Annotated in this window: 14 protein-coding genes; 6 read left to right on the forward strand and 8 right to left on the reverse strand. The window is 55.9% G+C overall.

Features of this window, described 5'->3' with window-relative positions; all coding sequences use genetic code 11:
* Positions 1–32 precede the first annotated feature (32 nt).
* Positions 33–1133, reverse strand: coding sequence for a glycosyltransferase family 4 protein (locus ABIB73_RS27820; protein ID WP_354229164.1), 1101 nt, complete (start codon positions 1131–1133; stop codon positions 33–35).
* 762 nt (positions 1134–1895) lie between these two features.
* Here ABIB73_RS27820 and ABIB73_RS27825 point away from each other — a divergent pair.
* From ABIB73_RS27825 to ABIB73_RS27835, 3 genes are all read left to right on the forward strand, one after another.
* Entirely contained in the window at positions 1896–2894 is a 999-nt protein-coding gene (locus tag ABIB73_RS27825; RefSeq protein WP_354229166.1) for a glycosyltransferase family 2 protein, read from the forward strand.
* A gap of 106 nt (positions 2895–3000) precedes the next feature.
* Positions 3001–4656 carry an MBOAT family O-acyltransferase gene (locus ABIB73_RS27830; RefSeq protein ID WP_354229168.1) on the forward strand — a complete coding sequence of 552 codons (1656 nt, stop codon included), beginning with the start codon at positions 3001–3003 and terminating at the stop codon, positions 4654–4656.
* Positions 4622–5758, forward strand: a complete 1137-nt coding sequence (locus ABIB73_RS27835) for a hypothetical protein (protein ID WP_354229170.1) — start codon at positions 4622–4624, stop codon at positions 5756–5758. Before ABIB73_RS27830 ends, ABIB73_RS27835 begins: the two co-directional genes overlap by 35 nt.
* A gap of 201 nt (positions 5759–5959) precedes the next feature.
* Here ABIB73_RS27835 and ABIB73_RS27840 read toward each other — a convergent pair whose 3' ends face one another.
* On the reverse strand, positions 5960–6916 hold the full coding sequence (locus ABIB73_RS27840) for a hypothetical protein (protein ID WP_354229172.1): 957 nt from the start codon (positions 6914–6916) through the stop codon (positions 5960–5962).
* Positions 6913–8223: a glycosyltransferase family 4 protein gene (locus tag ABIB73_RS27845; protein ID WP_354229174.1), complete on the reverse strand. Its 1311-nt coding sequence runs from the start codon at positions 8221–8223 to the stop codon at positions 6913–6915. Before ABIB73_RS27845 ends, ABIB73_RS27840 begins: the two co-directional genes overlap by 4 nt.
* A 1280-nt stretch (positions 8224–9503) precedes the next feature.
* On the opposite strand from ABIB73_RS27845, the gene ABIB73_RS27850 reads away from it, so the two are divergent.
* Entirely contained in the window at positions 9504–11090 is a 1587-nt protein-coding gene (locus tag ABIB73_RS27850; RefSeq protein ID WP_354229176.1) for a GMC oxidoreductase, read from the forward strand.
* Positions 11091–11630: 540 nt separating this feature from the next.
* On the opposite strand, the gene ABIB73_RS27855 is transcribed toward ABIB73_RS27850, so the two are convergent.
* The 4 genes from ABIB73_RS27855 to ABIB73_RS27870 all read right to left on the reverse strand — a co-directional run bounded on the left by ABIB73_RS27855 (position 11631) and on the right by ABIB73_RS27870 (position 17360).
* A complete protein-coding gene (locus tag ABIB73_RS27855; RefSeq protein WP_354229178.1) occupies positions 11631–12977 on the reverse strand; it encodes an oligosaccharide flippase family protein in 1347 nt (448 codons plus the stop codon).
* A 196-nt stretch (positions 12978–13173) separates the two neighbouring features.
* The gene (locus tag ABIB73_RS27860; RefSeq protein ID WP_354229180.1) at positions 13174–14133 is read right to left on the reverse strand and encodes a UDP-glucuronic acid decarboxylase family protein; all 960 of its coding nucleotides are present in this window, start codon (positions 14131–14133) and stop codon (positions 13174–13176) included.
* Between the two features lie 358 nt (positions 14134–14491).
* Complete coding sequence (locus ABIB73_RS27865; RefSeq protein ID WP_354229182.1) at positions 14492–15868, reverse strand: O-antigen ligase family protein; 1377 nt, start codon at positions 15866–15868, stop codon at positions 14492–14494.
* A gap of 253 nt (positions 15869–16121) precedes the next feature.
* Positions 16122–17360 (reverse strand): glycosyltransferase, encoded by a 1239-nt coding sequence (locus ABIB73_RS27870; RefSeq protein WP_354229184.1) that lies wholly within the window; start codon positions 17358–17360, stop codon positions 16122–16124.
* Positions 17361–17551: 191 nt separating this feature from the next.
* Here ABIB73_RS27870 and ABIB73_RS27875 point away from each other — a divergent pair, with 191 nt between their 5' ends.
* Positions 17552–18292, forward strand: a complete 741-nt coding sequence (locus ABIB73_RS27875; RefSeq protein ID WP_354229186.1) for an FkbM family methyltransferase — start codon at positions 17552–17554, stop codon at positions 18290–18292.
* A gap of 78 nt (positions 18293–18370) precedes the next feature.
* On the opposite strand, the gene ABIB73_RS27880 is transcribed toward ABIB73_RS27875, so the two are convergent.
* Positions 18371–18916 (reverse strand): hypothetical protein, encoded by a 546-nt coding sequence (locus ABIB73_RS27880; protein WP_354229188.1) that lies wholly within the window; start codon positions 18914–18916, stop codon positions 18371–18373.
* A gap of 1166 nt (positions 18917–20082) precedes the next feature.
* Here ABIB73_RS27880 and ABIB73_RS27885 point away from each other — a divergent pair.
* Positions 20083–23313 (forward strand): VPS10 domain-containing protein (locus ABIB73_RS27885; RefSeq protein ID WP_502918461.1); only part of this gene is annotated, 3231 nt, incomplete at its 3' end.

A 23313-nucleotide genomic window follows, 5' to 3' on the forward strand; every position in this document is an offset into this window, starting at 1 on the left:
TTGATGAATCAGGTACGACCGATCTTGAAAATCTAGCGTCTCGAGGATCGCTGTGAGGCAACTATCTCCTCAAAGAAATCCTTGTATTGGGATGAAAGCTTTCGCCACGAGAAATTCGTAGCCTTCGCCAGCCGCCTTTCTCTCCGAATTGTGTCTTTAATCCGGGCGCGGCTTATCTGCTCGGCAACGTCCGCCGGGTTTTCTGTATCGTGAAGAAACTCGTCGTCACCCGCAATGTAGCGCATTTGCGGGGCGTCATGGGCCACCACGGGAAGGCCGCATGCCATGGCTTCGACAAATGCCAGAGAGGAAGACTCGTTTTTTGAGAGGTGAAGAAAGACGTCGGCAGAACGATAGAGGAGCGGCATCTTGCTCGGTGGGACCGTTAGCCTAGTAAATCGCCCAGGCAATAGCCTCGCTGCTTCTGCCTCGATGGTTCGTCGCAGGGGTCCGTCTCCCGCGACCACGAGATGGGCATCGGGGATGCGACTAACGGCCTCGACTCCAATACCCACGCGTTTTGAAGATATTAAAGCGCTGACCATGAGCACAATCAGGCGGTTTGACGGGATGCCAAATTCCTCCCGCTGACCTTCGCCCGGAAAAAATCGATCGCAGTCGACCCCATTTGGAATAAGGCGGGATCGCCATCTCTCTTTGTTGCGCTTGTAGAACTCAGGATTTGTGCATACCAAGCCGTCGCAACCGAAGAATCGAAACTCTGAATTGTCCGAGACGGCAGGCCAATCCCCATTCTCCGTAACAAATACATGAGGGGGGCGCCCGCCCCAGACGGGCCGTCGAAGAACCCAATTTGTAAAGGGATAGCTGCAGCACAAAGTAATGTCGTAGTCCCGAGGGCGAAATTGGCGGATCAGATTGGGCGCAAAGGTAAGTTCCTCATACCCGGTCTCGTCTCGAAGACATGGGACCGAAGGGTAGGACTCGAACCTCCCGCGTCCGATGCTTGCGGCATTCAAGAACCGGTACGGAGCGTCCTCTCGTCCGGCGCCCGAACCTATTAAGGTCACGGCATCGCCGGCGCGCGCGAGCTCAGAAGCAATGGAGATGAATGCGATCTCCGCGCCACGGTCATGTCGATGGAGGCCTGGCAAGACGAAAAGAATTCTCATGAAAGTTTAACGTCGGCTCCAAATCCGGCGGTATCCCCCGAAACGGGGTTATGGTTAAAGCCAAATTACCGGGTGTGCGACTAGAAATGAACTGACATTTAAGTCCGCAGCGGATACCTCAGTACGGCCCTATCGTTCCATCACAGCATTCTATGGACTTGCAATATTTTCCTCGACGTTCCAAGACAATAAATGCAATTTTAAAAAAAATGCTTAAAGCGACCCGAAAGTGAGTCGGACGCTTTTCATTCGGAATTCACCTGGTCGCCAGTGCCTTTCGCCGATCTGACGATGTTTCAGTCGTCAGCTTGACCTAAAAATAGGCTGATGCTGCCTTTCAGCAGGACAGCAAGAGCTGGGCTCGACGTAATGACAGCCTTTGCTTCATGAGCGATATCCGGAGCGAACTCTACGCTGGTGGTTATTGGAGCGTGAAGTCCTTTTTTCTGATATTTTTGTTTCCGATATTTGCCGCACCCAACGAGCGGAACTGGTTTCGTCGAACCTCGCGCCTGTTTCGGTCAGAAACCAATGGCGAAATAGCCAATTTCAGTCTGATAAACGAAGGCCCGCCCCTCTAACCTAAGGCTGGGGCTGGTTGGACAGGTTTGACGGTTTCTCCGACGTGACACCGCCAAGCCGCACATCTGCTGGGAAGCCGATTAACGCAGTTAACTCGTTCATCGAATTGGGGGAATGTGGGGTTTTTTGCTCGCTGCGCCCGTGCTATGGGCTAGGCTACCTAAATCGATTGTTCTACCAATGAAATTTCATGAACTTGGCGTAGTGGTTATTGGTCGGAATGAGGGCCAGCGGCTTGTCGACTGCATCGCTTCGATCCAAGCCGCTACCGTTGGCGTCCTTGTGTACGTCGACTCCGGATCGACCGACCGCAGCGTCGAAGTAGCTGAACGGGCGGGCGCCAAGGTGGTCATGTTGGAGCCAAATCAGGCGTTTACGGCCGCGCGTGCCCGGAATGAGGGCTTCGGGGCCATTAGGCAAATTGCGCCGGAAATCGGCTTCGTTCAATTTGTGGACGGCGACTGTATCTTGGACGCGGGTTGGTTGGCCAAGGCGATGGCTTTTCTGGAGGAGCGCGCGGGTGTCGCCGTTGTGTGCGGTCGACGGCGCGAGCGATATCCATCTGCGTCGATCTACAATCAATTGTGCGATCTCGAGTGGAACACCCCGGTCGGAGAAGCCAGCGCTTGTGGTGGGGATTCGCTGGTCCGGGTAGCGGCGTTTGAAGAGGTTGGCGGCTTTCTATCTCGGATCATGGCTGGCGAGGAGCCCGAACTTTGCATTCGCTTGCGCGAGCGAGGTTGGAAAATATGGCGCCTCGATGCGGAGATGACGCTGCACGATGCCGCCATGAGCAAGCTTCGTCAGTGGTGGATCCGCTCCATCAGAAGCGGGTATGGCTTTGCGGAAGTAACGCGCCTCCACAAGACTTCGCCATTCCGAATTTGGTCAAGGGCGGTCCCTAGCGCGCTCCTTTGGGGGGCAACCCTACCGGCGTGCATTCTCCTTGCGAGCGCGTTTCACCCCCTCTTTCTCTTGCTGTTTCTGGTCTATCCGCTGCAGATTTGTTCGATTGCGGTACGCAAAGGACTTCGTCTGCCTGGAACCTGGGCTTACGCCTTTCTCGCGGTGCTGGGTAAGTTCGCCCAAGCCTGGGGGATCGCGAAATTCTACTGGGGGCAGTTGAGGGGACGAGGAGGCCAATTGATCGAGTACAAGAGCCAACCGACCCAATCGTGACTTCAGGGGACTCCATTTGCGTTTGATTTACGCCGGAATGTTTTGAGATACTTCTCCGCAGAATTCACCAATTCGATGATGCGTTCATTTTCTTGAGCGGACGAGCATGCTTTTTAATTCTCTGGAATTCCTCGTTTTCTTTCCTGTGGTTTACTGCCTCTATATGGGGCTGCCGTTCCGTCTTCAGAACTACATGCTCGTTATCGCGGGCTATGTTTTCTACGGCTGGTGGGACGTTCGATTTCTGTTTCTCGTGGTTATTTCAACTACGGTCGACTTCTGGGTTGGGTTGATGATCGAGAATGGTCGGCTGCAACTTAGACAGCAGCTCGTTCCCACGATCTTCTTCATTGGCTCGGCGTTCATCTTTCTCGGGCTTGATTGGAAGGCGCTGCTAACCCTCGCGACTAGCCTTCCCGGCTCTGCCGACCTCGTGAGTGTAAGGACCGGCTGGTCTGTCGTCGGTGCCATCGCTTTCTTGGCGGTGCTGTTCGGCGTTTTCGCGACTGTGAGCAGAGTACAGATCGAGCCCCGTCGTAGGCTCCTCTGTGTGATGATCAGCCTCGTGACCCAGCTAGGATTGCTGGCTGTCTTCAAATACTACAACTTCTTTATTGATAGCCTGTCGGCTGCTCTTGCGGGCGCGGGCATCAACAGCGCCGCGTTTCATCTCCACGTTGTACTGCCGGTGGGCATCTCCTTCTACACGTTCCAGTCCCTGAGCTACACAATCGACATTTATCGCAGGCAGCTTAAGCCCACAGAGCGCTTTACGGATTTTGCTTTGTTTGTCGCCTACTTTCCGCCCCTTCAGGCCGGACCTATCGAGCGCGGCCGGCACCTCATTCCTCAGCTTGCGCAACAGAGGCAGATCACCCTCGATCAAACGGCACGCGGCCTCTACCTCGTTATCCTCGGGTTTTTCAAGAAGATCGCGATCGCAGACGGTATATCTCCTGTTGTCGATCAGATATTCGGGAGCAGTGGTCGAGTCAGTTGGATCGACGTCGTCGCTGCGACCGCGCTCTTTGCAATCCAAATCTATTGTGATTTCTCAGGCTACACCGACATCGCACGAGGCGTATCCAAGATGTTGGGTATCAACCTGATCGTCAACTTTGATCAACCCTATTTCGCCACCAACCCTCAAGAGTTCTGGCGTCGCTGGCACATAAGCCTATCAACCTGGTTGCGGGATTATCTGTACGTCCCCCTTGGCGGCAACAAAGGTGGTGTTGCCTTTGTCTGTCGCAACCTCATGATTACCATGCTACTCGGCGGATTGTGGCATGGCGCGGCCTGGAATTTCGTGCTCTGGGGACTCTATCAGGGCATCGCGCTGTGCGTTTACCGGGTGTGGCGAGAGTACGTCGAGAGACATAAGGTTGCCTCGGCCCCCAATAGATCCATTGCAGGTGCAGCGGTTCGTCGTCTGCTGGCCTGGGTCTTCTTCTCGATCGTCGTGTGCTATGGCTGGCTCCTGTTCCGAGCGCACTCGTTCGCCCAGATTGCTGACTTCACCACTCTGCTCATCACCGATTTCGGGAATCTTGACTATGGGGCAAGAGCGCCACGGCTTTCCGCTCTATGCGGCATGGTATTGCTGCTGGCCATTGAGCTTGCCCAATATTGGAGGGTGGATCCGTGTTTTTACAGACGGCTTCCGGTCCCCGTGCGCGGCCTTCTGATCGCTGCGATGATCGCAATTACGTTTATGGGAATGAGCAATGAACCAGCTCAGTTCATCTATTTTCAATTCTAAGAAGAGCGGCCCCAGCTCGTTTGCCGCGGCGGCCTATGTCGTTGTGTGGGTCGCTATTGGCCTTGTAGTCCTCGATGTTGCGATCAATGTCGTGCTGGCTTTCCCGCAAGATCCGAAGATCACCAATCCGTCTCAGTTGCGCCTCTACTTCGAATATGGCCGATCGACGGAAGGGCAGCTCCACCGTATGACAAGGTCCAATCCATCCGAGACAGCGCCAATTACGCTGCCAGGCTGGTATGACACGCTGAACGTCACTGAATTTCCGAACAAACCGCAGGACAGCATCGTCACGATCTACGGAATGTCTCACGCAGTGAGACTGGGGCATGCTCTGGCCCGCGTGTCCCACACGCTTACCCCCCGTATTGTCGGCGCACCTGGCGCGCCAACGAACTGGTCATACGGCGCATATCTTCGCGATCGCGGCGGCGACAAGAGCAAGGCTGTTGTGCTCTCGATCATGTCCTACTCGCTGCCGATGATCACGACGCTGTCGGCTGCGACATGGTCATTTGACCTGCCAATGCCTTACACGATGGATCGCTTCTATCTCGAAGGGGGGCAGCTCAAGGTTCGCCACCCACCCTTTACCTCCTTTGGAGGCTACGTTGATGCGTTTCAGGATTCCAAGAAGTGGTCTGACGTACGCAAAGAATTCGCTCAAGATGATTCCATGTACAATTCCTTCATCATGCGTGCGAGCATCCTGGACCATTCATCATTGTTCCGGCTGATCCGGCGTGCCTACGCACAGCACTATATGAGGGAGGTCCGAAAGTCGGTGCTTGATGGTTCGGGATTTAGAGCGAACAGCGAGCAGATACAGGTTGCGCGTGCCATCGTTCAGGACTTCGCGAAGCAGGCACGCAACAACGGAGTCATCCCCGTGATCTTCATAGTCAACAATCTGGGATATTCCGACTATCTGTTTCGAGCGCTGAAGCCGGTTCTGGAGCAGGAGAACATCCCATACTTGAGCTCGCATACAGTAGCGTCTCCAGATGACCCGCGGGGCTACCTACCCGACAGCCACTTCACCGATGAAGTTGATGACAAGCTGGCCGTCGCGCTTGAGAAGGTCATTGCGGAAGCCAAGTGACACTTTTGCCGCCTCCTGCCTCATGATTCTGATACGGGCAAAAGCTGGGCAGATCCGATCGTCGCGTTCGGTTTCTTCCGCTGTTAGAACTCGGAAGCATGTCACAGTTGGGACTATGCTCGTCGTTGCCGTTTCCATCTGCGCAAAATTCGCCAGCGGCATCGGCCCCATTGAACCCGGTCTGTCAGATTAAGTTCACGCTCACTCCGGCGGCTTGCCCCCCACTAACTTATAATATCCCATCACGTTCAAAGCCGTCCCCCGCCTCCTCAACCATTCAAACTTCTCCTTCGTAAAAGGCACAAACGGCCGCACCGTTGCCGGGCCCAGCGGCTTGCTGCCGGGCAATCCGGCCAACTGTTTCAGCGATTCCTCCATCCCCGGTGCCGCGAGCCACGTCTTGGCCGTCCCACCGGCATGAAACGCAAAGCACGAACGGAAGTCCTCCCCGCTCAGCATCCGCGCCGGCGTTGCACCGGCTTTCTTTAAGACCCGCTTCCACTGCGTATTGGCCCAGCAGTGCCACCGATCCGAATTCAAATAGCCCCCACCCATCCGCATCGCCAGGCACGACCACAAAATCGCCTCCACGTGCATGACGCGCGGCATCTCTCCCAGCCGCTCCACAAGCCAGTTGAGCCATTCCAGATCGAGTGGCGATCGGTACTGCGCGATGCCGATGTCCACGTGGTCGGCCATCGCGATTCCTTCGGCGAACAGTGTCTGCACCACTGAGAACGGCAGCAGGCAGTTGGGCTTCTGCCACATCAGCCGCAGCGTCCCGTCGCCAACCTTCTCGAACGAAAATCGTCGCGGGAAATAGACGTCGGGATCGACGACCACCACCTCGTCCCCCTCCCGCGCGAGCAGCATCGGGTCTGTCAGCTTGCGCCAGCAGGGATGGCCCTTGCGAAGCTTCTCCAGCCCGGCATATTTCCGCATGGGATTGCTGGAGTCCTCCCACAGTTCCTCGGAAAGCTGAACCTTGATCCTCTTCGAACCCGCAAACGCTTGCTGGAGTTGCTCTTGATCTCCCGGGGTATCGGTCAAGAGGTGGATCGCCTCGTCTCCGTCGAGGTTCTCGGAAAGGCTGCGAATGCACAGCGATGCATACGGCAGAGAGAACGCCCCGAGACTGATGGCAATTATCGTAGTCATGGTTCCACCGCGGCCGGAACGGCGCTGGGACCGGCCTGCTGATATATCCTAAGGATTTGCCGGATCTTTGCCGGCCAAGTGTAATGATCGGCAATCTTGCGTCGTGCCGCCTCGCCGAACTCGCGCCGCTTGCTCGGCGTCAAGCTCTGCACCGCTTTGGCCAGTTCGGCGATCGACTGCCGGCGGCCTACCGGCTCAACCAACACGCCGCCACCCGACGCTAAATAATCGCCTGGACCGCCCCAGTTCAGGGCCACCACAGTCAGCCCCAGCGACATCGCCTCCAGCACCACCGCCCCCCCGCAGTCAAACACACTCGGATACAAAAATATGTCACACTGCGAGAGCAATCGGGGACATTCCTCGGGGGCCATCCAACCGTGGAAAGTCACCGCACCGGAGAGGCCAAGCGCTTCGGTCTGCCGTTGCAAGCGCGGGCGCTCTGGACCGTCCCCGATAACCCACAGTTCCGCCGAGGGCGTCTGCTTCTTTACTTCGGCGAACACGTCCAGCACCATGTCCGCGCCCTTCCAGCCCACCAAACGGCCTAGGAAAGCCAGACGCAGTCCGTCGACCGGGCGAGCGGGAAGGTCGTTGGGGCGCTGCCAGATATCCGGATCCACACCGTTTTCGCAAAGAATCTCCACCTTGCCCTTGCAGCCTACGGGCAAGGCCAATCGGGTTCGCTCGTTGGCCACCAGCAGCACCTCGGCCAGCCGCTTTCCGGGAATGAGATAGTTGGCAAGGCCCGTTAGGCGTCGCGCCACCGGCACGAACGCTCGCTCCAGGAAAAAACGGCTGTGGAATCCTGGCGGATAGATCATGTTGCCGTTCATGGGCCCGATTACCACCGGCACGCCAAGTCCGTACATCATGCTGGGCAGCCGCGGGGTAACCGGCGTAGGCTCGTGAACGATATCGATCTCGAATTGTTCGATCAGGCGCCTGGCCGCGCGACGTTGCATGAACTGCGTGACCAAGTGCACCAGCCACTCGCTGGTGAAGCTCTTCACGTGGGAAGGCAGGGTCTTGCCGAGCTTCCAGGAAATCTTCTGAATCAGGACGTCCGGAACGTAATGGATTCGGGAAGCAAACCCACTCAGCGATTGATCGAGCTCGGGCTTGCGTCGATCGTGCACAAGCAGATGGACATCGACGCCTTCCTTCAGCAACCCCAGGAACCAGTGTACTGCCAGGCTCGACTCGCCACCCATGTCCATCGAAGCGTTCTCTGCGACGATCAGTACGCCAAGCCGTTCTGGAGGTCCGGTGTTCGCGGCAAGAGAGCTCCTGACGCCTTGGAACATGGCATTTCGCTCGTGTTAATCTCTTAATGTCTCAGGTGAATATCTTAAATCTCGAAAGTTGCTTCTCTTCCCGGGCGTATTTCTCGTGCGCCCTCTTCCACGTTACGCTGACCAGTGCTCCGTGGGATAAAGTGCCCGCGATACCAGCAGTACCCCGTCGCGGAGACCGTATATCATCCGAAACAGTAACCGTATGGGCTTGGTCTGATGTCGCTCTCACGAGGCTGTCACAACCGCATCTGCAATTGTCAAATTCATGCCGGTTGAGATTGATCGGCATAGGCTTGAACGCCGTCAAGCAATGAACGATGCTATTCTTGGCGGTGTCATCGATGGCCACCTCGTTGGGCAACTGCACCAACACTGCTTTGGCCCTCGCTTCATAGCCGTTCGTGTGCGTCGAGTGATCCTGTCCCTGAACGCGCCTAGCTGATCGAACAGTTGCGGTTGTAGCACGCCAGATTGCGCAACGACGTAATGTCGATCTCTATGCGCTGTTGCGATGAGGACAGTTTTGCTTCACACCCAATTTCCTTCCCAGCGTAGGCGTGTGTGAGAGGGTGCCTAGCAGTGTCAGATCAACAGCTATGTTCGGTTATCGAGAGTTCGGACAATCGAAATTAAAATACGTCAGGCGCAACATATTAAATCTACGTATTTATATCGCATGTGCCTCAATGGCTTGTCAATCCGGCCCAGGCTGGGCGCGCGATTTGCGCCACTGGTTGCTGCAAAATCGCAATATTTGTTGCTAGCGTCGTAGTTAACAGTCAAGCTATGTGGTGTGATTTGCTGTAGCGAGATGAATTCGCGATCAATCTTGACCGCATCTTAGCTCAGTTTTTGAGCACGATCTTTTCTGAAAACCGCGGCACGCTTTTTAGACCCTTCTTAGGCCCTGCCTGTCTCGTTGCGAGCGCCATGCGGAATGGTGCTCAGGCTCCGGTCGCACCATCGAAGGACTTCGGCTGCTGTGTTACCGTCGTTCGGTCGCAAGGACACCTGGCATGAGCGATACCGGTGCGAACTTTCCTCGCCAGCGCAGTGGAAGCGTGGCTTGAAAAAGTGGTTTATCGAGGACTCGTTGGGGCGCGCTGCAACAAGCGCGGCGATCGACGCGGTGGTGACACAGTATGCGGTCCGCACCAGGGAGATCGCGCCAGAGCTTGAAACGCAGACGGAGGAGGCAACGCGCGTGCGCTCGACCTCAGTGGCGCGATCTACTTGTCCAACGGGCCGCCGCGATTAGGGACCCGGATAACGGATAAGGGGAGCGATCGATGTTCGCAGATGCACGTTCGGTGCCGACCGGAAGCGTCATCGAAACTGAAGTGTGTATCGTCGGTGGCGGGGCCGCGGGAATTACCTTGGCGCGTGAATTTACCAACTCCGGATTCCGCGTGACCCTGTTAGAGAGCGGCGGCGACGAGCCGGAGCAAGCCACGCAAGATCTGTACGCCGGCAGCGATATTGGACGGCCTTATGTCGTGTTTCCGGTCTCGCGGCTTCGTTATTTCGGCGGCACCACCAACCATTGGGGTGGAGTTTGGTGCGACATGCCGAGTCCGCTTGATTTCGAAATGCGCGAGGGTGTCCCATATTCCGGTTGGCCGTTCCCGCTGTCATATCTCGAGCCGTGGTATCGGCGCGCACAACCGGTCCTTAAACTCGGTCCTTACGGCTATGCACTTTCCGATTGGGGCATCACACCGACCGGCATTCCGGAGCCGTTCCGTGGACCTCATTTCGTTTGCCGGGTCCTGCAGCAAGGCCCGGCTACGCGATTTGGCTCTGAATATGGGCCCGAATTGCGGCAGGCAGGGAATCTGAGCGTTTACCTGCACGCCAACGCGTTGCGTTTCGACGCCAGCGAGAACGGCCGAGAAGTGCAACAGGTCAATGTCGGCGTCCTTCCCCATGGTCGCTTCAGAGTTCGGGCCCGCATTTTCATACTTGCGGCCGGCGGAATCGAAAATGCGCGGCTGCTTTTGCTGTCGGAGAGCGAGGCTGGTATTGGCCTAGGAAACGATCACGATCTCGTCGGTCGGTTCTTTATGCTTCATTTGGAATATTCGGGCGGCATCATCGATCGCGCAGACCCGTACGCAGATCTGACGTTTCAAACCGGCGAAAACGGAGCGCGATACAATCGGCTTGGTACTCCACGGCGCTTTGTATCTTACATAAGCGTTTCCAACGAAACAAAGCGCCAGCTCAAATTGCCGAACTGGCGCGTGCGGTTCCAATACCCCAGGATCCCCGAGGTCGATGCGCTGACGCGGCTCGTCAGTCGAACAGATCGCGGCGCAGACATTCTCCATGATCTGGGCTCGGTAATGAAGGAATTCCCAGGCGTCGCGAAATACGTCGCACGCCGGTTGCTACATGGCCGAAATAAGCCCCCGGCGCTAATGGCGTCCATTCCTCTGAATTGCACGGCCGAGCAGATGCCTAACCCGAATAGCCGTATCGGACTTGGCGAAGACCTCGACGCGTTTGGCCTGCGAAAGGTCTTGGTCGATTGGCAACTAACGGCGGAAGATAAGCGCGGTATCGCCACTGTGAGCAGGTTGTTTGGGACGGAGCTAGAACGCGGCGGGTTCGGCCGCCTCCAGTCGGCTATACCCAAAGACGATAGCGAATGGCCAAGCGATATGCGCGGAGACCAGCATCATATGGGGACTACTCGCATGAATCGGGACCCGAGCACGGGTGTCGTCGACGAAAATTGCGGCGTTCACGGAGTCGCAAACCTCTATGTGGCCGGCTGTTCGGTATTCCCTACCGGTGGCACGTTCAATCCAACGCTGACGATTGTCGCACTTGCGTTGCGTTTGGCGGATCACATCAAGGAACGTCTCCGATGAATAACCGATGTCGTCGCTGTTTGAGCCGACACGTAGCTATTTCACTTTCGGCAAGCGCGACGTAAGCGACATCGTCTGGCGCAACCTAGCAGTCCCGCAGAGGCGGTAAGACTCTGCCGGATGTCGGCGAGAAATTCACGTCCCAGGTGCGGGAGGCCTACTGAAATTTTCTTGCGCATCCTTTTGGCAACTGCCAAGTTGTAACCCATTGAATCCATTGCGCATCGTGATCGGCAACCAGACGTCTACACAGCGTATGAGAGACGTCTATTCTCGCGGGTGAACCAGACGCCGGATCGTTCCAAAAATATCACCTTTTGACCCAAGCGGACACTTGCCGATCGCGCCCCCGATATCCAACTCAAAGTTCCGGATCTGCTTAGCAAAACTTGCGGCACTCTTGGAGACACCTTCGCTTTCGAAGCGAGCCCCCAGCAATTTTGAAATTCAATGCTAATTCAAAATGCCGATGACAGCTTGTATTCACCGTTTGCTACCAACGGTCGCGGGCCAAAGCGACATGCTTCGGTGTCGACACTTTCAGTGGATGGGCAAGCTGTCGAACGAGGTCCCAAGGCCCAGTGTCCACCGTAGCCATTCTGCCAGTCCTATTAGAGCAAACACCGTAAGGGTCAGCAGAAGATCCTGCCCACCAAATGAAAATTGCTCCTTTCTCTGACCCATCAGAATCGGGATGTAGCGGACAAGATCGGCTAGTGCGACGACCGCGACGCCGCCCAGAATGCCGAAGAAGCCCACCATGACCGGGAGTCCGATTGCAAGAAACGCAAGCTTGGTCCCGTTTGAAGCGGCTCCATAGGATGGCTTACCCAACCCGAGGATGATCGATTCATTGATATAGGCGAGAAACGAGAACCATGAACCCAGGATCAGCACGGGCAAAATCCAGCTGGCAGCCTGGTAGCGCTGATCGTATAGAATCCTGATTGCAAAATCGGCAGTAGATACGAAAAGCGCAAAGCCGACCGCCGCCAAGAGAAGAAATTTCGTACGAAGCGGAGACAGCTGCTGGCGGAGCTGATCTCTGGGTGTCTGGGCGTGAGACGCGACGAACGGGAATAGCACGACGTTTCCCAGCCGCATCGTCAGGTTTCCGGCCAGATCGGAGATCGAACGCGCGATGCCGTACACGCCGAGCAACTCGACAGGCACCACGCGGCCGAGATAGAGCCGGTCAACATACATTGACAGGAAGAAGACGATCGAGGAAGCGAAGATCCACTTGCCAAAACTTAGAATTTGCTTTGCGTAAAGCCTGGATATGTAGAAGCGCTGTTTGATATCCGAAAGCAGGAAGTAGCTTCCGATTGTCGATATCACGGATCCGAAAACGCCGCCAATTACGAGAGCCCAAATCGTCGGGGAGAGGTAGGCGAACAGGATCGTTGCAACTGAATTAATAAGGCCCGTGACGACGTCGAAGATATTGAGTGTCACAAGCTTCATGCGCCTCTGCAGGAGCGACTTGCCAATCGAGGTCAGGCCCGCGAGAACAATGCTGAATGCAGTGATGGGAACGACGCTGGCGAGGATAGGTGACTTGTAAAAGTAAGCTATTGGCGCGGCCGCGACTATGAAGATCAACCACAGGACGATGCTTCTCAGCAGCTGTAAGGTCCAGGCCGTATTGTAGAAGTCGGGATTTTCCGCATTCTCGTTGTAAATCACATTCTGACCGACGCCGATGTCAGAAATGAGCTCAATGCCCATACGTAGCGTATAGACGATCAGCATAGTGCCGAAGATTTCCGGGGCCAGCAGATGTGCGAGGACAATATTGGTCGCGGTACGCATGCCGGTGCCCAGGACATAGGCTCCGATCGTCCAGACAGTCCCACTGAACAACGATTTCGTTGAGATCGTCATTTCTATTCTATCTGCCGTTCACATAGCGCTGCGTGCGATGAAAGACAGAAGTGCAGAGATGCCCATCAATACCATGTTCCAAGATCACTTGTTTTCGCCCGCAGCGCGAGGGCAGCTTCCTATGTCCGTATCGCCAACGAACTCGAGTTCGTTGGCGAATCTGGATATTCTGCGCCACATCGTGGTGCGCAGTTCCTCATGCCGGCAGATTAGCCCGGAAATAAGCTGCTGTTGGCTTCAATCCGTCCTTCAGCGAAACCTTTGGCGACCAATTCAATTTGGTCGCTGCCAGGGTGATGTCGGGCTTTCGCTGCTTGGGGTCGTCCTGCGGCAAGGGGCGGGTAACAAGCGCAGACGAAGAGCCGGTCTCAGCAATGATGAGTTCTGCAAGCTGCTTCATCGTGAACTCGACCGGATTGCCCAGATTGATGGGGCCGGTGACGTCATCCGGGCTTTCCATCAGTCGGATCAGACCGTCGACCAGATCGTCGACGTAGCAGAACGATCGCGTCTGGCTTCCGTCTCCGTAAATCGTAATGCCTTCGCCCTTGAGCGCCTGAATGATGAAGTTGGAAACGACTCTGCCGTCGGCGGGGTGCATACGTGGACCGTAGGTGTTGAAAATCCGCGCCACCTTGATGTTTAGGCTATGTTGCCGATGGTAGTCGAAGAACAAGGTCTCGGCACAACGCTTACCCTCATCGTAGCAGGATCGAGGTCCGATTGGATTGACATTACCCCAATAGGCCTCAATCTGAGGGTGTACTGATGGATCGCCATAGACCTCGCTGGTGGATGCCTGAAGAATTCGGCATCCGAGCCGCTTGGCGAGGCCGAGCATATTGATCGCCCCGTGCACAGATGTTTTTGTCGTCTGGACCGGATCGTGTTGGTAGTGAATCGGAGACGCGGGACAGGCCAGATTGTAGATCTCGTCAACTTCGACGTAGAGCGGGAAGGTCACGTCATGACGCAAGAACTCAAATCGAGGATGCCCGTGCAGGTGCTCCAAATTGCGCTTGGTCCCGGTGAAGAGGTTGTCCGCGCATAGGACTTCGTATCCTCTTTCGAGCAGTCGGTCGGTGAGGTGGGAGCCGAGAAAGCCTGCGCCCCCTGTCACGAGAACACGTTTGCGGCTATCGTAAAGGCGCGGCATCTATGGGTCTCCAGTATTAAATGTGGCTGTAGCAGTCAAAAAACATGTTCGCGCGCCCTGGTACCTGCAGGGCGAGGGTAACGAAGATCAGCGGGTGAGCGATAGAAACTGGCCAACCCCCATTGCAACGCCACCATGATCACTATTGTAGTTTAAGCCATTCTGAAATCGACTTGAAAAGAAACTTACGTTTACGGTGAAGATGAACCGGACTAATCAACGTCTCGGAATAGTTCTTGGTTGGACAGAGGGCCGACGATATCAACGATGAACGGGCATCAGAACAAGGCTGAGAGATTTGGCCCAGCGCAGCGGCGTCTGCAGTAGGATCCGAAGCTCGCAGGCTTGTGAAATAATCTCAAGGTATTTCGTTTCCTCTTTGTCCAATCAATCCCGTCATTGTCTTGGACTGGATCGGCGCGCCGCCCACTTTCAATGGAAGGTCAAGCGCATAAGGCCTTCCCCAATAGCCAAGTTGACGAGCCAATCCCACGACCATCCCGAATGAGATCGCCAGCATGTATTGGGTCAAATCGAGAATGAATACCCACTCAAAGGCGCCATGTATGCTCGCGATCAACAACGCCACTCCGAGTCCAAGGAGCAGATCGCCCCTAGCATCATGGCTATGCTTCATGCTGCAGCGAAAGGCCACGATAATCGGACGAACGAGGAGAAGAAGCAGCGCGATCAAGCCGGGGTATCCGGTCTCGGCCGTCACCAAAAAATAGGCATTATGAACGAAAACGGAATTTTCGCTCCAATCGAGGCCGGCGGCGGCGTTGGCGCCGTAGAGATTCGCCGCAAGAACGTAGTTATTGGCACCCACGCCGAGAGGGTGACTGGATATCAGCAGCAAGGCGGCATCCTCCATCGCAGTCCGCGCTTTGTCCGAACCAGCCAGCTCATTCGGCCCTCTAACCTCGATGGAGCTTATGGCAATGGGCGCAAGGACTGCCAGCGCGGTGACGCCAATTGCTAGTATAACCGCTTTCCGGGAGGTCCAACGCCGCAGGGCGGAAAACAGAAAAACGATTGCGTATCCAAAACCTGCCAGCCCGATCGTGGCGCGTGAGGCGGTCAACACCTCAATGATCGCACCACACAGGACAACTGCGCCCGCCATCCGTCCGCCTCGCCCGGCGAGCAAGAGCGCGAAGAACGGAAAGACAATAAAGTGCGAGATCAGCCCGAGAATATTTTGGTGATCGAAAGTTCCGCTCGTCTGCGGAAGGCCCAATCCGAATTTCTGCCACATCACGACGATTGCTTGTGCAAAGAGCGCTGCCGCCATCCCCTTGAGGATGGCTGATGGAACCCGAGGGTCAACAGACGCCTTGGCGACGACGGCGTAAACGAGAAACATGCGCGCAAGTTGCCAAGCATAAAAAACCGTCGCTGCTGGATAAATCGCCTGGAGCGATGAAGCCAGAACTGCAACGAAATAGAGCAGCATTGCGAACGAAAAGGGCAGCGAAAGCCGGCGGCCAGGCAAACTGAAAAATATCGCGATTGCCAGTGCGTCCAGCACCGAGAACTCGGCTCCGTGGACATAGAAAGAGAGAGGGTTACCGTCGAGCAGCGTGAAGGCCATCACCAGATGGGCAACAGTCATCAAAAAGGGCATAAGCCCCACGAGCACCCAAACCTTCCACGCCTGAAGGGGATTGCGGCGTAACCAATCGGAGAGGGGAAATATGGCTCCCAGAACCAGGGCCAGACCTACCCACTTCACTGGCGCTCCTTATCGATGAAAATAAAATCTACCTTTCCGTGAAAACCGCTGCTTTGCAAGGGGTATCCGACCGCATATCGGCGGTGGGAGGGGATTTTTCCTTCGCGGTCTCGGCGGCGGGTCTGTCGATCGATTGGGGATGCGTCGCCCGTCTGCGACAGAGTGGCCTAATAGTGCTGGAGTCGCGGATCCAACCAAGTCGCACCTGAACCTCTCAATGAGACGAGATTAACCTTCGCACAAGCAGGTCCTCTCAAGCGGAAAGATACGTTTTGATCAAATCGATCCGCTTTTGCATGGCGACATCTCGATCGAGCAGTCGCCCGGAAGCCGCTGCCGCTTCGGTCAGTTGACGGAGTTGTTGTCGGTTCCTGTCGAGAGAGACGATCAGATTGACCAACTTCTCCCAATCGTCCATGTCGGCGAATTCGCCACCGCCGCGATCCGCGACCAAACCGCGGGGATATTCAGTTCCGTACCCCACCAGCGCGCAACCCGCCGCAAGCGATTCTCCGAGGCAGCGCGGCGACTCGCCGATCTTGTGACAGAACAGAAAAATGTCGCTCTTCTTTAGGGCCGAAATGATCTCGTGGCGTCCTACAGACCCGGGAAAGTGGATCTTGGCTTCCATCCCCGCATTTGCTGCCTCGCGCTTCATCTCAGGCATCAACGGACCGTCGCCGAACCAGGTTGCCTGGACGTCAACGCCTGCTTGTGAAACGCCATGAATTATTTTGATCCAGTCAAGCGGTCCCTTTCGTGCGATCGCTTGCCCCGCATAGGAGATTGAAAGGGGCTTCTTGTTTTCGATTCGATCCAGCTTTTCCTCGAGTTCGGGCGGCGTCACATAGTCTTCTGACGAGACCTGGACATTGAGCACCTTGTGCGGGTTCGGCGCGATACTCTTGTAGGCGTCGAACACGTCCTGCCCCTGAAGCAATGCGAGACTGGATTTCGCAAAGCAGGTTTCGACATCCTTTATGAATGAACGAGCCCATATGGTCTTTCTGAGCTTCCTGAGACCCGCCGGCATCGTTGCCAAATGAAACTGCATCGCGCTGGCGTGGTCATGATCAGACTCCATGTCGTACTTGCGCTTCTGCTTGATCGCCAGGTGAGCGGCGAGGGTGGACCAGTCATAGCTCGAGTGCGGCGAAAAGATCAGATATTGCGCCTTGGCTATCTCTGAGGCCAGCAGCCGCCTTGTCGAGAGGTAATGACGCAAGTACCTGTCTTCTCGGTAGGGATAGGGTAGCGGAATGAACGACAGCCTGTCGGCATCCTCCATTTTCTGCAGGGGCAACGAGCGGAGAACGATTCCGCTTGACGTCAGTCCTGGAAAAACTGGACCCGCAAAGGTCACACGCTTGAAATTGGCAAGATAGAGCCGAAGGTTGTTTGCAAAATCGGCTTCTACTTCATAAACCCCGTTTACCGTCCGAACCACTGCAGGGGTCACCAGGAGCAGGGTTCCGTCTTTGACCTCAGACATGCAAATCCTCAGGCACCGCCAATCGAAGTTTAATACCGCTTCCAGATCGCGGATTGAAGTGGGCGAGAAACCTCCGCAAGCCGAAAGATTGCCTTGATGGTGAAGGCCTTTCAGACGAAAATCGGGTTCTGGGCTATGCGTACAGGGACGATCTGGGCTAGTTTGAGATTTATTTGGACGGGGAATTGTTGATGAAGCGGAGCGAGTATTATTCGGCGGCCTACCGAAACTTGGGCCTGCTACATTTATTGAATTTTGAATATCAGAAGCGCATGGCGCATTCCGCGCCTTTCAATTTGACTTCAAAGAAGCTCATCTTCCCTGTTCGTGCGCGGCCCAAAACCAGCGATATATTTGTATTTTACCAGATCTTGGTCTTTGATGAGTATAGGTGCCTTTCCGAATTGCGATCGCCAAGCCTGATCGTTGATCTCGGCGCCAACGTTGGATATTCGTCGGCTTATTTTCTGTCTCGATTTAAGCATTGTTCGGTTGTTGCTGTTGAACCGGATCCGGCCAATTTCGCCGCTCTTCAAGGCAACTTGGCTCCTTATGGAGATCGAGTGACGGCCATTCAAGCGGCGGTTTGGCCGCGCGTGGAACGATTGGACCTTGACCGCGCCGGCAGTGGAGAGGAGTGGGGCGTTCGAGTAAAACCTTCGGCCGACGGAGCAGTCGAAACTGTGACAATCCCGGACATCCTGAAGAGGTCAGGGCAAGAAAGAATCTCATTGCTCAAAATCGACATCGAAGGAGCGGAGATTGATCTGTTTAAGTCAGGCACGGAAGATTGGTTGGATCGTGTAGATAACATTGTGATCGAGCTTCACGGGCACGATGCCGAGGAGGCCTTCTTTGAGAAGATCGATAGGTCGCGGTTCGCCATATCCAGGTGCGACGAACTGACAGTCTGTCTCACGTCGGATGCTTAACGTCATAGTTGAGGGCCGGCCTTCATCCGCGAACAGTGGCTCGCTCAGCCACCCCCTTCGTTCCGAACGGACGATTCTTTACGCCAAGGTTTTGTAGTACGCCCAGCCGCTCCCGCTGAAGCCGATGTAAACCGTTCCGAATTTATTCGCGTCGCCCTCTATGCATGTAACTAGATCATAGCTTCCGAGCGGGTAGTCACCAATCTTGCTCCACTCGACCGTGTTGACGTTCCAGCCAGCGAGACGGCTCGTCGATCGATAGATTCCCCATTGGTTGTTGTAGAGCCCGGCAAAATAGACGGTGGGATAATCAGAGCCCTCCAACGGCTTTCCGAATCCAAAAGCGTATACGCATTGGACTCGCGCTATCCTGGTGAAGGTCTTGCACCCGTCGATGGATCGCATGAAAATGCAATAGGGCTGGTTGCCCTTGGTGACGGCTCCACTGCACGCGAACACGTGCCCGCCATGGCCGGGCACGGAACGAATTTTGACGAGACCCTCATCGTGAGGAATGAGCATCGGGCTTTGCCTCGACCAGAGCCCGCTCGCGGGGGTGGCACCAGCGACATATTTGTAGAACCCGCCAACAGAGCTGTAGGCATAAAAGGTCTTTGCAAGCACGCGATCTGCGCAAACAATCTGTCGATTGGCGTCAAAATTGTTTCCCCATCCGGCGTCACCGTTTTCAAGGAGCCCTGGCGGATTCGTTTGCGTCCAGCTATCTGTGACGTATCGGTCCGGCATACCAGCGTTGTGCCGTCATTGGAGATGCTGTGACCGGTGATAAATCCGCCAGCCCCTATTGCCAACGGAGCCCATCGCCCATCTTCCTTCGCTGCTGATGCGTGACGAGGCAATAGCCCGCTTCCCAAGGCTGAGATCGTCGCGACGGACTTGCGTCTGGTGAGCATGCGAACCTTTTAGGAAGGTCAGATGATTGCTGCGTGAAAGCCCGTCAATGACTACGGATATTGCTTGAGTGACTACCTCTATGCGCTTCAGCCAAGGTGTCCCGCCGATCTGAAAAATACCAAGAGCGTTTGCTGAGCCGGATGCCTCCCCGAGGTCTGATCCAAATGCCCGGTGCTGATCTTTCAGGACTTGTCGGATGCGGCTGTATCAGCAAGTTCAAACAATGCTTCATCGGCGAACCGCAAAGCGACAGCGGATGACTTGGAAATGTCCGAATTTCGCTATCGTCCCAGATATCCGGCTTAAAAACTGTCAATATTTCCCATGTTTTTTCAACATGTTGGTAACATAGGGCGCCGCGGAAACGGCGTCAAACAAAAGCCTCACGGGATCATTAACCATATTGGCATTGCTAGCAATGGGCCGCTAGCATGGGGCTGGGACTTGGAATTGGTGGGAATTCAAAGGTTCACTTGCGGTTAGGGGGGTAGGTCTCTCGCCGTCCGATGAGTTTCATCACGTGGGGGCATTGCCTTGTCGCGGATGAAAGGGTGTGCGCTTCGTGCTCTCAGCAAGATCCGTGGTATTTGCGCCCACAGGGATACAGAGATGAAGGCTGCTGCGATGAAGTCTGCTGCACAGACACATGTTTAATCCATCGTACGGTCCGAATATGCGTTCGGGCGCCAAATTCGATCTACCGCAGTCGCTGCGGGTATCACTGAATATATCAAATGGGTTTTTCTCAAAACTACTTTTAAATATTTACCTCGTCCACCAACTCGAAATTTATTCCTGGAACCTAAGGTCGGCCTCCGGCTGTGGGCGTATGCGCCTGCCGACGGTTAGATGCGAACACAATCGATGAGGCCATCGTGCTGAAAACGCCGTTTCTCAACTTGTCGTGGCCGCGGGCTGGTCGTGCCCGCAACGCGGATGATGCCGATCTTGATGCCGCTGCTGCGTTGAGCGCGCGGCTTGCTGAAGACGGCCTTACCTATTTGCCGCCTTCATTCTCTTCGATGGCTCCCGGTGATGCTCCGGCCTCCAGTGCGCCGCTGGCGCCGAACGTTTCCAGCGTTGCCTTTAGCTTGGCTAAAGCTGACGTGGTTAACGCTGCGTCTTCGTCGCTCGACGGGGCCGCTGTAACCATCGCTGAAGGCGCAACTGCCGAAATCGCCGGAGCAAGTGCTCAGTCGGTGACCTTCACGGGTGTGACAGGCACGCTCGAGCTCGACGACTCTCTCGGTTACACCGGTCACATCACGGGAATGGCCGGAACGGACGCGATTGACCTCGCCGATGTCAGCTTTGGAGTGCAGACTCAAGTCACGTTCTTGGGCGACGCCAATGGCGGCACTCTCACGATTACTGACGGGCTGCACACCGCCAACATTGCATTGGAGGGCAATTACCTATCCTCGACATGGACTCTCTCGAGCGATGGCTATGGCGGTACGATCGTTGTTGACCCGGTGGCCTCAGGCGCGTGGCAGGAGCTGAAGGTCGGGGCGGGTGGGTTTATTCGTAACTTTGATATTGCCCCCGACGGGACGATGGTCGGTCGCACTGATACCTACGGAGCGTATCGATGGGACGGAACGCAGTGGGTGCAACTGGTCACGTCGTCGAGCATGCCCGCCGCATTCGTGGCAGCGAATTTTGGCGCCACGGGCCAAGGCGTCTACGAGATTCAGATTGCGGATAGCAATACGCAAATTTTCTACATGATGTATGACGGCTATGTCTTCAAGAGCACCAATCAGGGAGCGACATGGACGCAAACATCGTTCGCGCAGGTTGAGGCGAATCCGAACAGTGGCTATGCCCAATACGGGCCGAAAATGGCCATCGATCCCAATAATGCGAACATCGTCTACGTCGGAAGTTCGACGAGCGGTTTGTTTGTTACAAAGGATGGCGGCGCCACTTGGCAAACGGTCAGCCAGGTGCCCGCGAGCAGTTCGGACATAACCGGAATTTTATTCGATCCTGCTATCGGCGGCGTTGTCAATGGCGTCACCCAAACGATCTTTGCAGAAAGCAACGGCAACGGGGTTTATGAAAGCATCGACGGAGGCGCCACCTGGAAACTGCTCAGCGGAGGCCCGACGACGGTCGCCAATGCGGTTGTTGCATCCAACGGCGACTATTATGCGGTGGACGGTAACGACCTCTGGCGGTTTAGGAGCGGCGTTTGGAGCAAGCTGCCAATTGCAAGCTCGGCGGGAGCTGTCGCGGTCGCGATCAACCCGTTAAATCAGAATGAAATCGTAGTCGTCTCTCCGGCAGGCTATCTGGATGTCAGCTATGATGGAGGGGCCACCTGGACCGGTACCCTCTGGAATACCAACGGCGTAGTTTCGACGGATATTCCCTGGTTGCAGGCTGGTAACTCGGCGGCGAGCGGAAACTTTCTGACTATCGGCGGCGTGGCGTTTAATCCTCTCGTTCCAAACCAGCTCATCGCCGCCGCGGGCACAGGTTTCTGGAATGCGAATATTCCGACCTCCATGGCCGGATGGCCGTCTGTCACCTGGTATGACCAGAGCGCGGGCATCGAACAACTGGTCGCAAATCAAATCCTTGTTCCGCCCGGGGGCAAACCTATCCTCGCCTCCTGGGATCGCCCCTTCTTCTACGTCAATGACGTCACGGCCTATCCGTCAACCTACGGCCCGGTTGCCAGTGCCGTTATCGACGCGGGGTGGTCTGTCGATTATGCCTCTTCAACTCCGAGCTTTATCGCAGGACTGATCGACCACGGCAAAGCGGTCTATTCCACTGACGGCGGCCAAACCTGGAAGGATTTTGCAAGCCTTCCGTCGTTCCCCGCTCAGGCCAACGGAGGAACGATTGCCGCGAGCACGCCACAGAACATCATTATGGCGCCTGCGGACGGAGTTCAGCCTTACTACACGCTTGACGGCGGCGTTACCTGGAAGCCTGTAAACCTGCCGGGCGTATCCGACTGGAACAACTTCGAAGGAGCGTACTATCTCGACGAGCGCTCCATAACCGCTGACAGGGTGCTCACGAACACGTTCTATCTCTATTATCCAGGCAACGGTGTGTTCAAGAGCACCGACGGCGGCGCGTCGTGGACTCTCGTCTACAACGGAAACGACGGGTGGGGCAGCCAGTGGAATGGGTACATAACCCCGTTCAACTGGTACAACAATGAACTCATGTCCGTTCCTGGGCAGGCTTCGAATCTCTTCTTCACGGGGGGGCAACAAAGCGGCGATCCGACGCAAAATCCGTTCATGCGTTCGTCGAATGGCGGCGCCACCTGGACGGCTGTCGCTAACGTGCTCAACGTGAGTTGCTTCGGGTTTGGCGCGCCCGCGACAGCGGGTGGATATCCGGCGATCTACATCGTAGGCTACGTCAATAATGTCTACGGTATCTGGCAATCGGTCAACAACGCACAATCCTGGACGCAGATCGGAACTTACCCCAACAGCAGTCTGGACAACATCAAGACCATCGCTGGCGATCCCAATACTTTCGGTCAAGTCTATGTTGGGTTTATGGGATCAGGTTACGCAGTTCTGACAGCATCTTCGTCGACGTCCCCCCACATCAGTTCGGTCACAGAGTCGCCCTCTACGGGTAATCTAAACGCTGCAAACACTGTCACGCTGACGCTCAACCTGAGTTCTGCGGTGACGGTAGCGGGTGGCACGCCGACGCTGACGCTGAACGACGGTGGTGTTGCGACCTACAGCGGCGGCTCGGGCACCGGTGCGCTGACCTTCAGCTACACGGTGGCCGCCGGCCAGAACACATCATCGCTGGCGGCGTCCGCCGTCAATCTAAACGGTGCGACGGTCTCGGACGGCAGCGGCAATGCTGCCAATCTATCGCTTACGGGCATTACCCAGGCAGGTCCCCAGATCGACACCACGGCGCCGACGGTGTCGTCGGTGGCGGCCTCGGGCAGCGGGATCACCTCGGGCAGCGGCAATCTTGCCACGGGTAACGTGGTGACGCTGACGCTGAGCCTGAGCGAGGCGGTGACGGTTGCCGGCGGCACGCCGACGCTGACGCTGAACGATGGCGGCGTTGCGACCTATACCGGCGGTTCGGGCAGCAATGCGCTG

Source organism: Bradyrhizobium sp. F1.4.3 (assembly GCF_040548375.1).
In the GTDB taxonomy this organism is placed as follows: domain Bacteria; phylum Pseudomonadota; class Alphaproteobacteria; order Rhizobiales; family Xanthobacteraceae; genus Bradyrhizobium.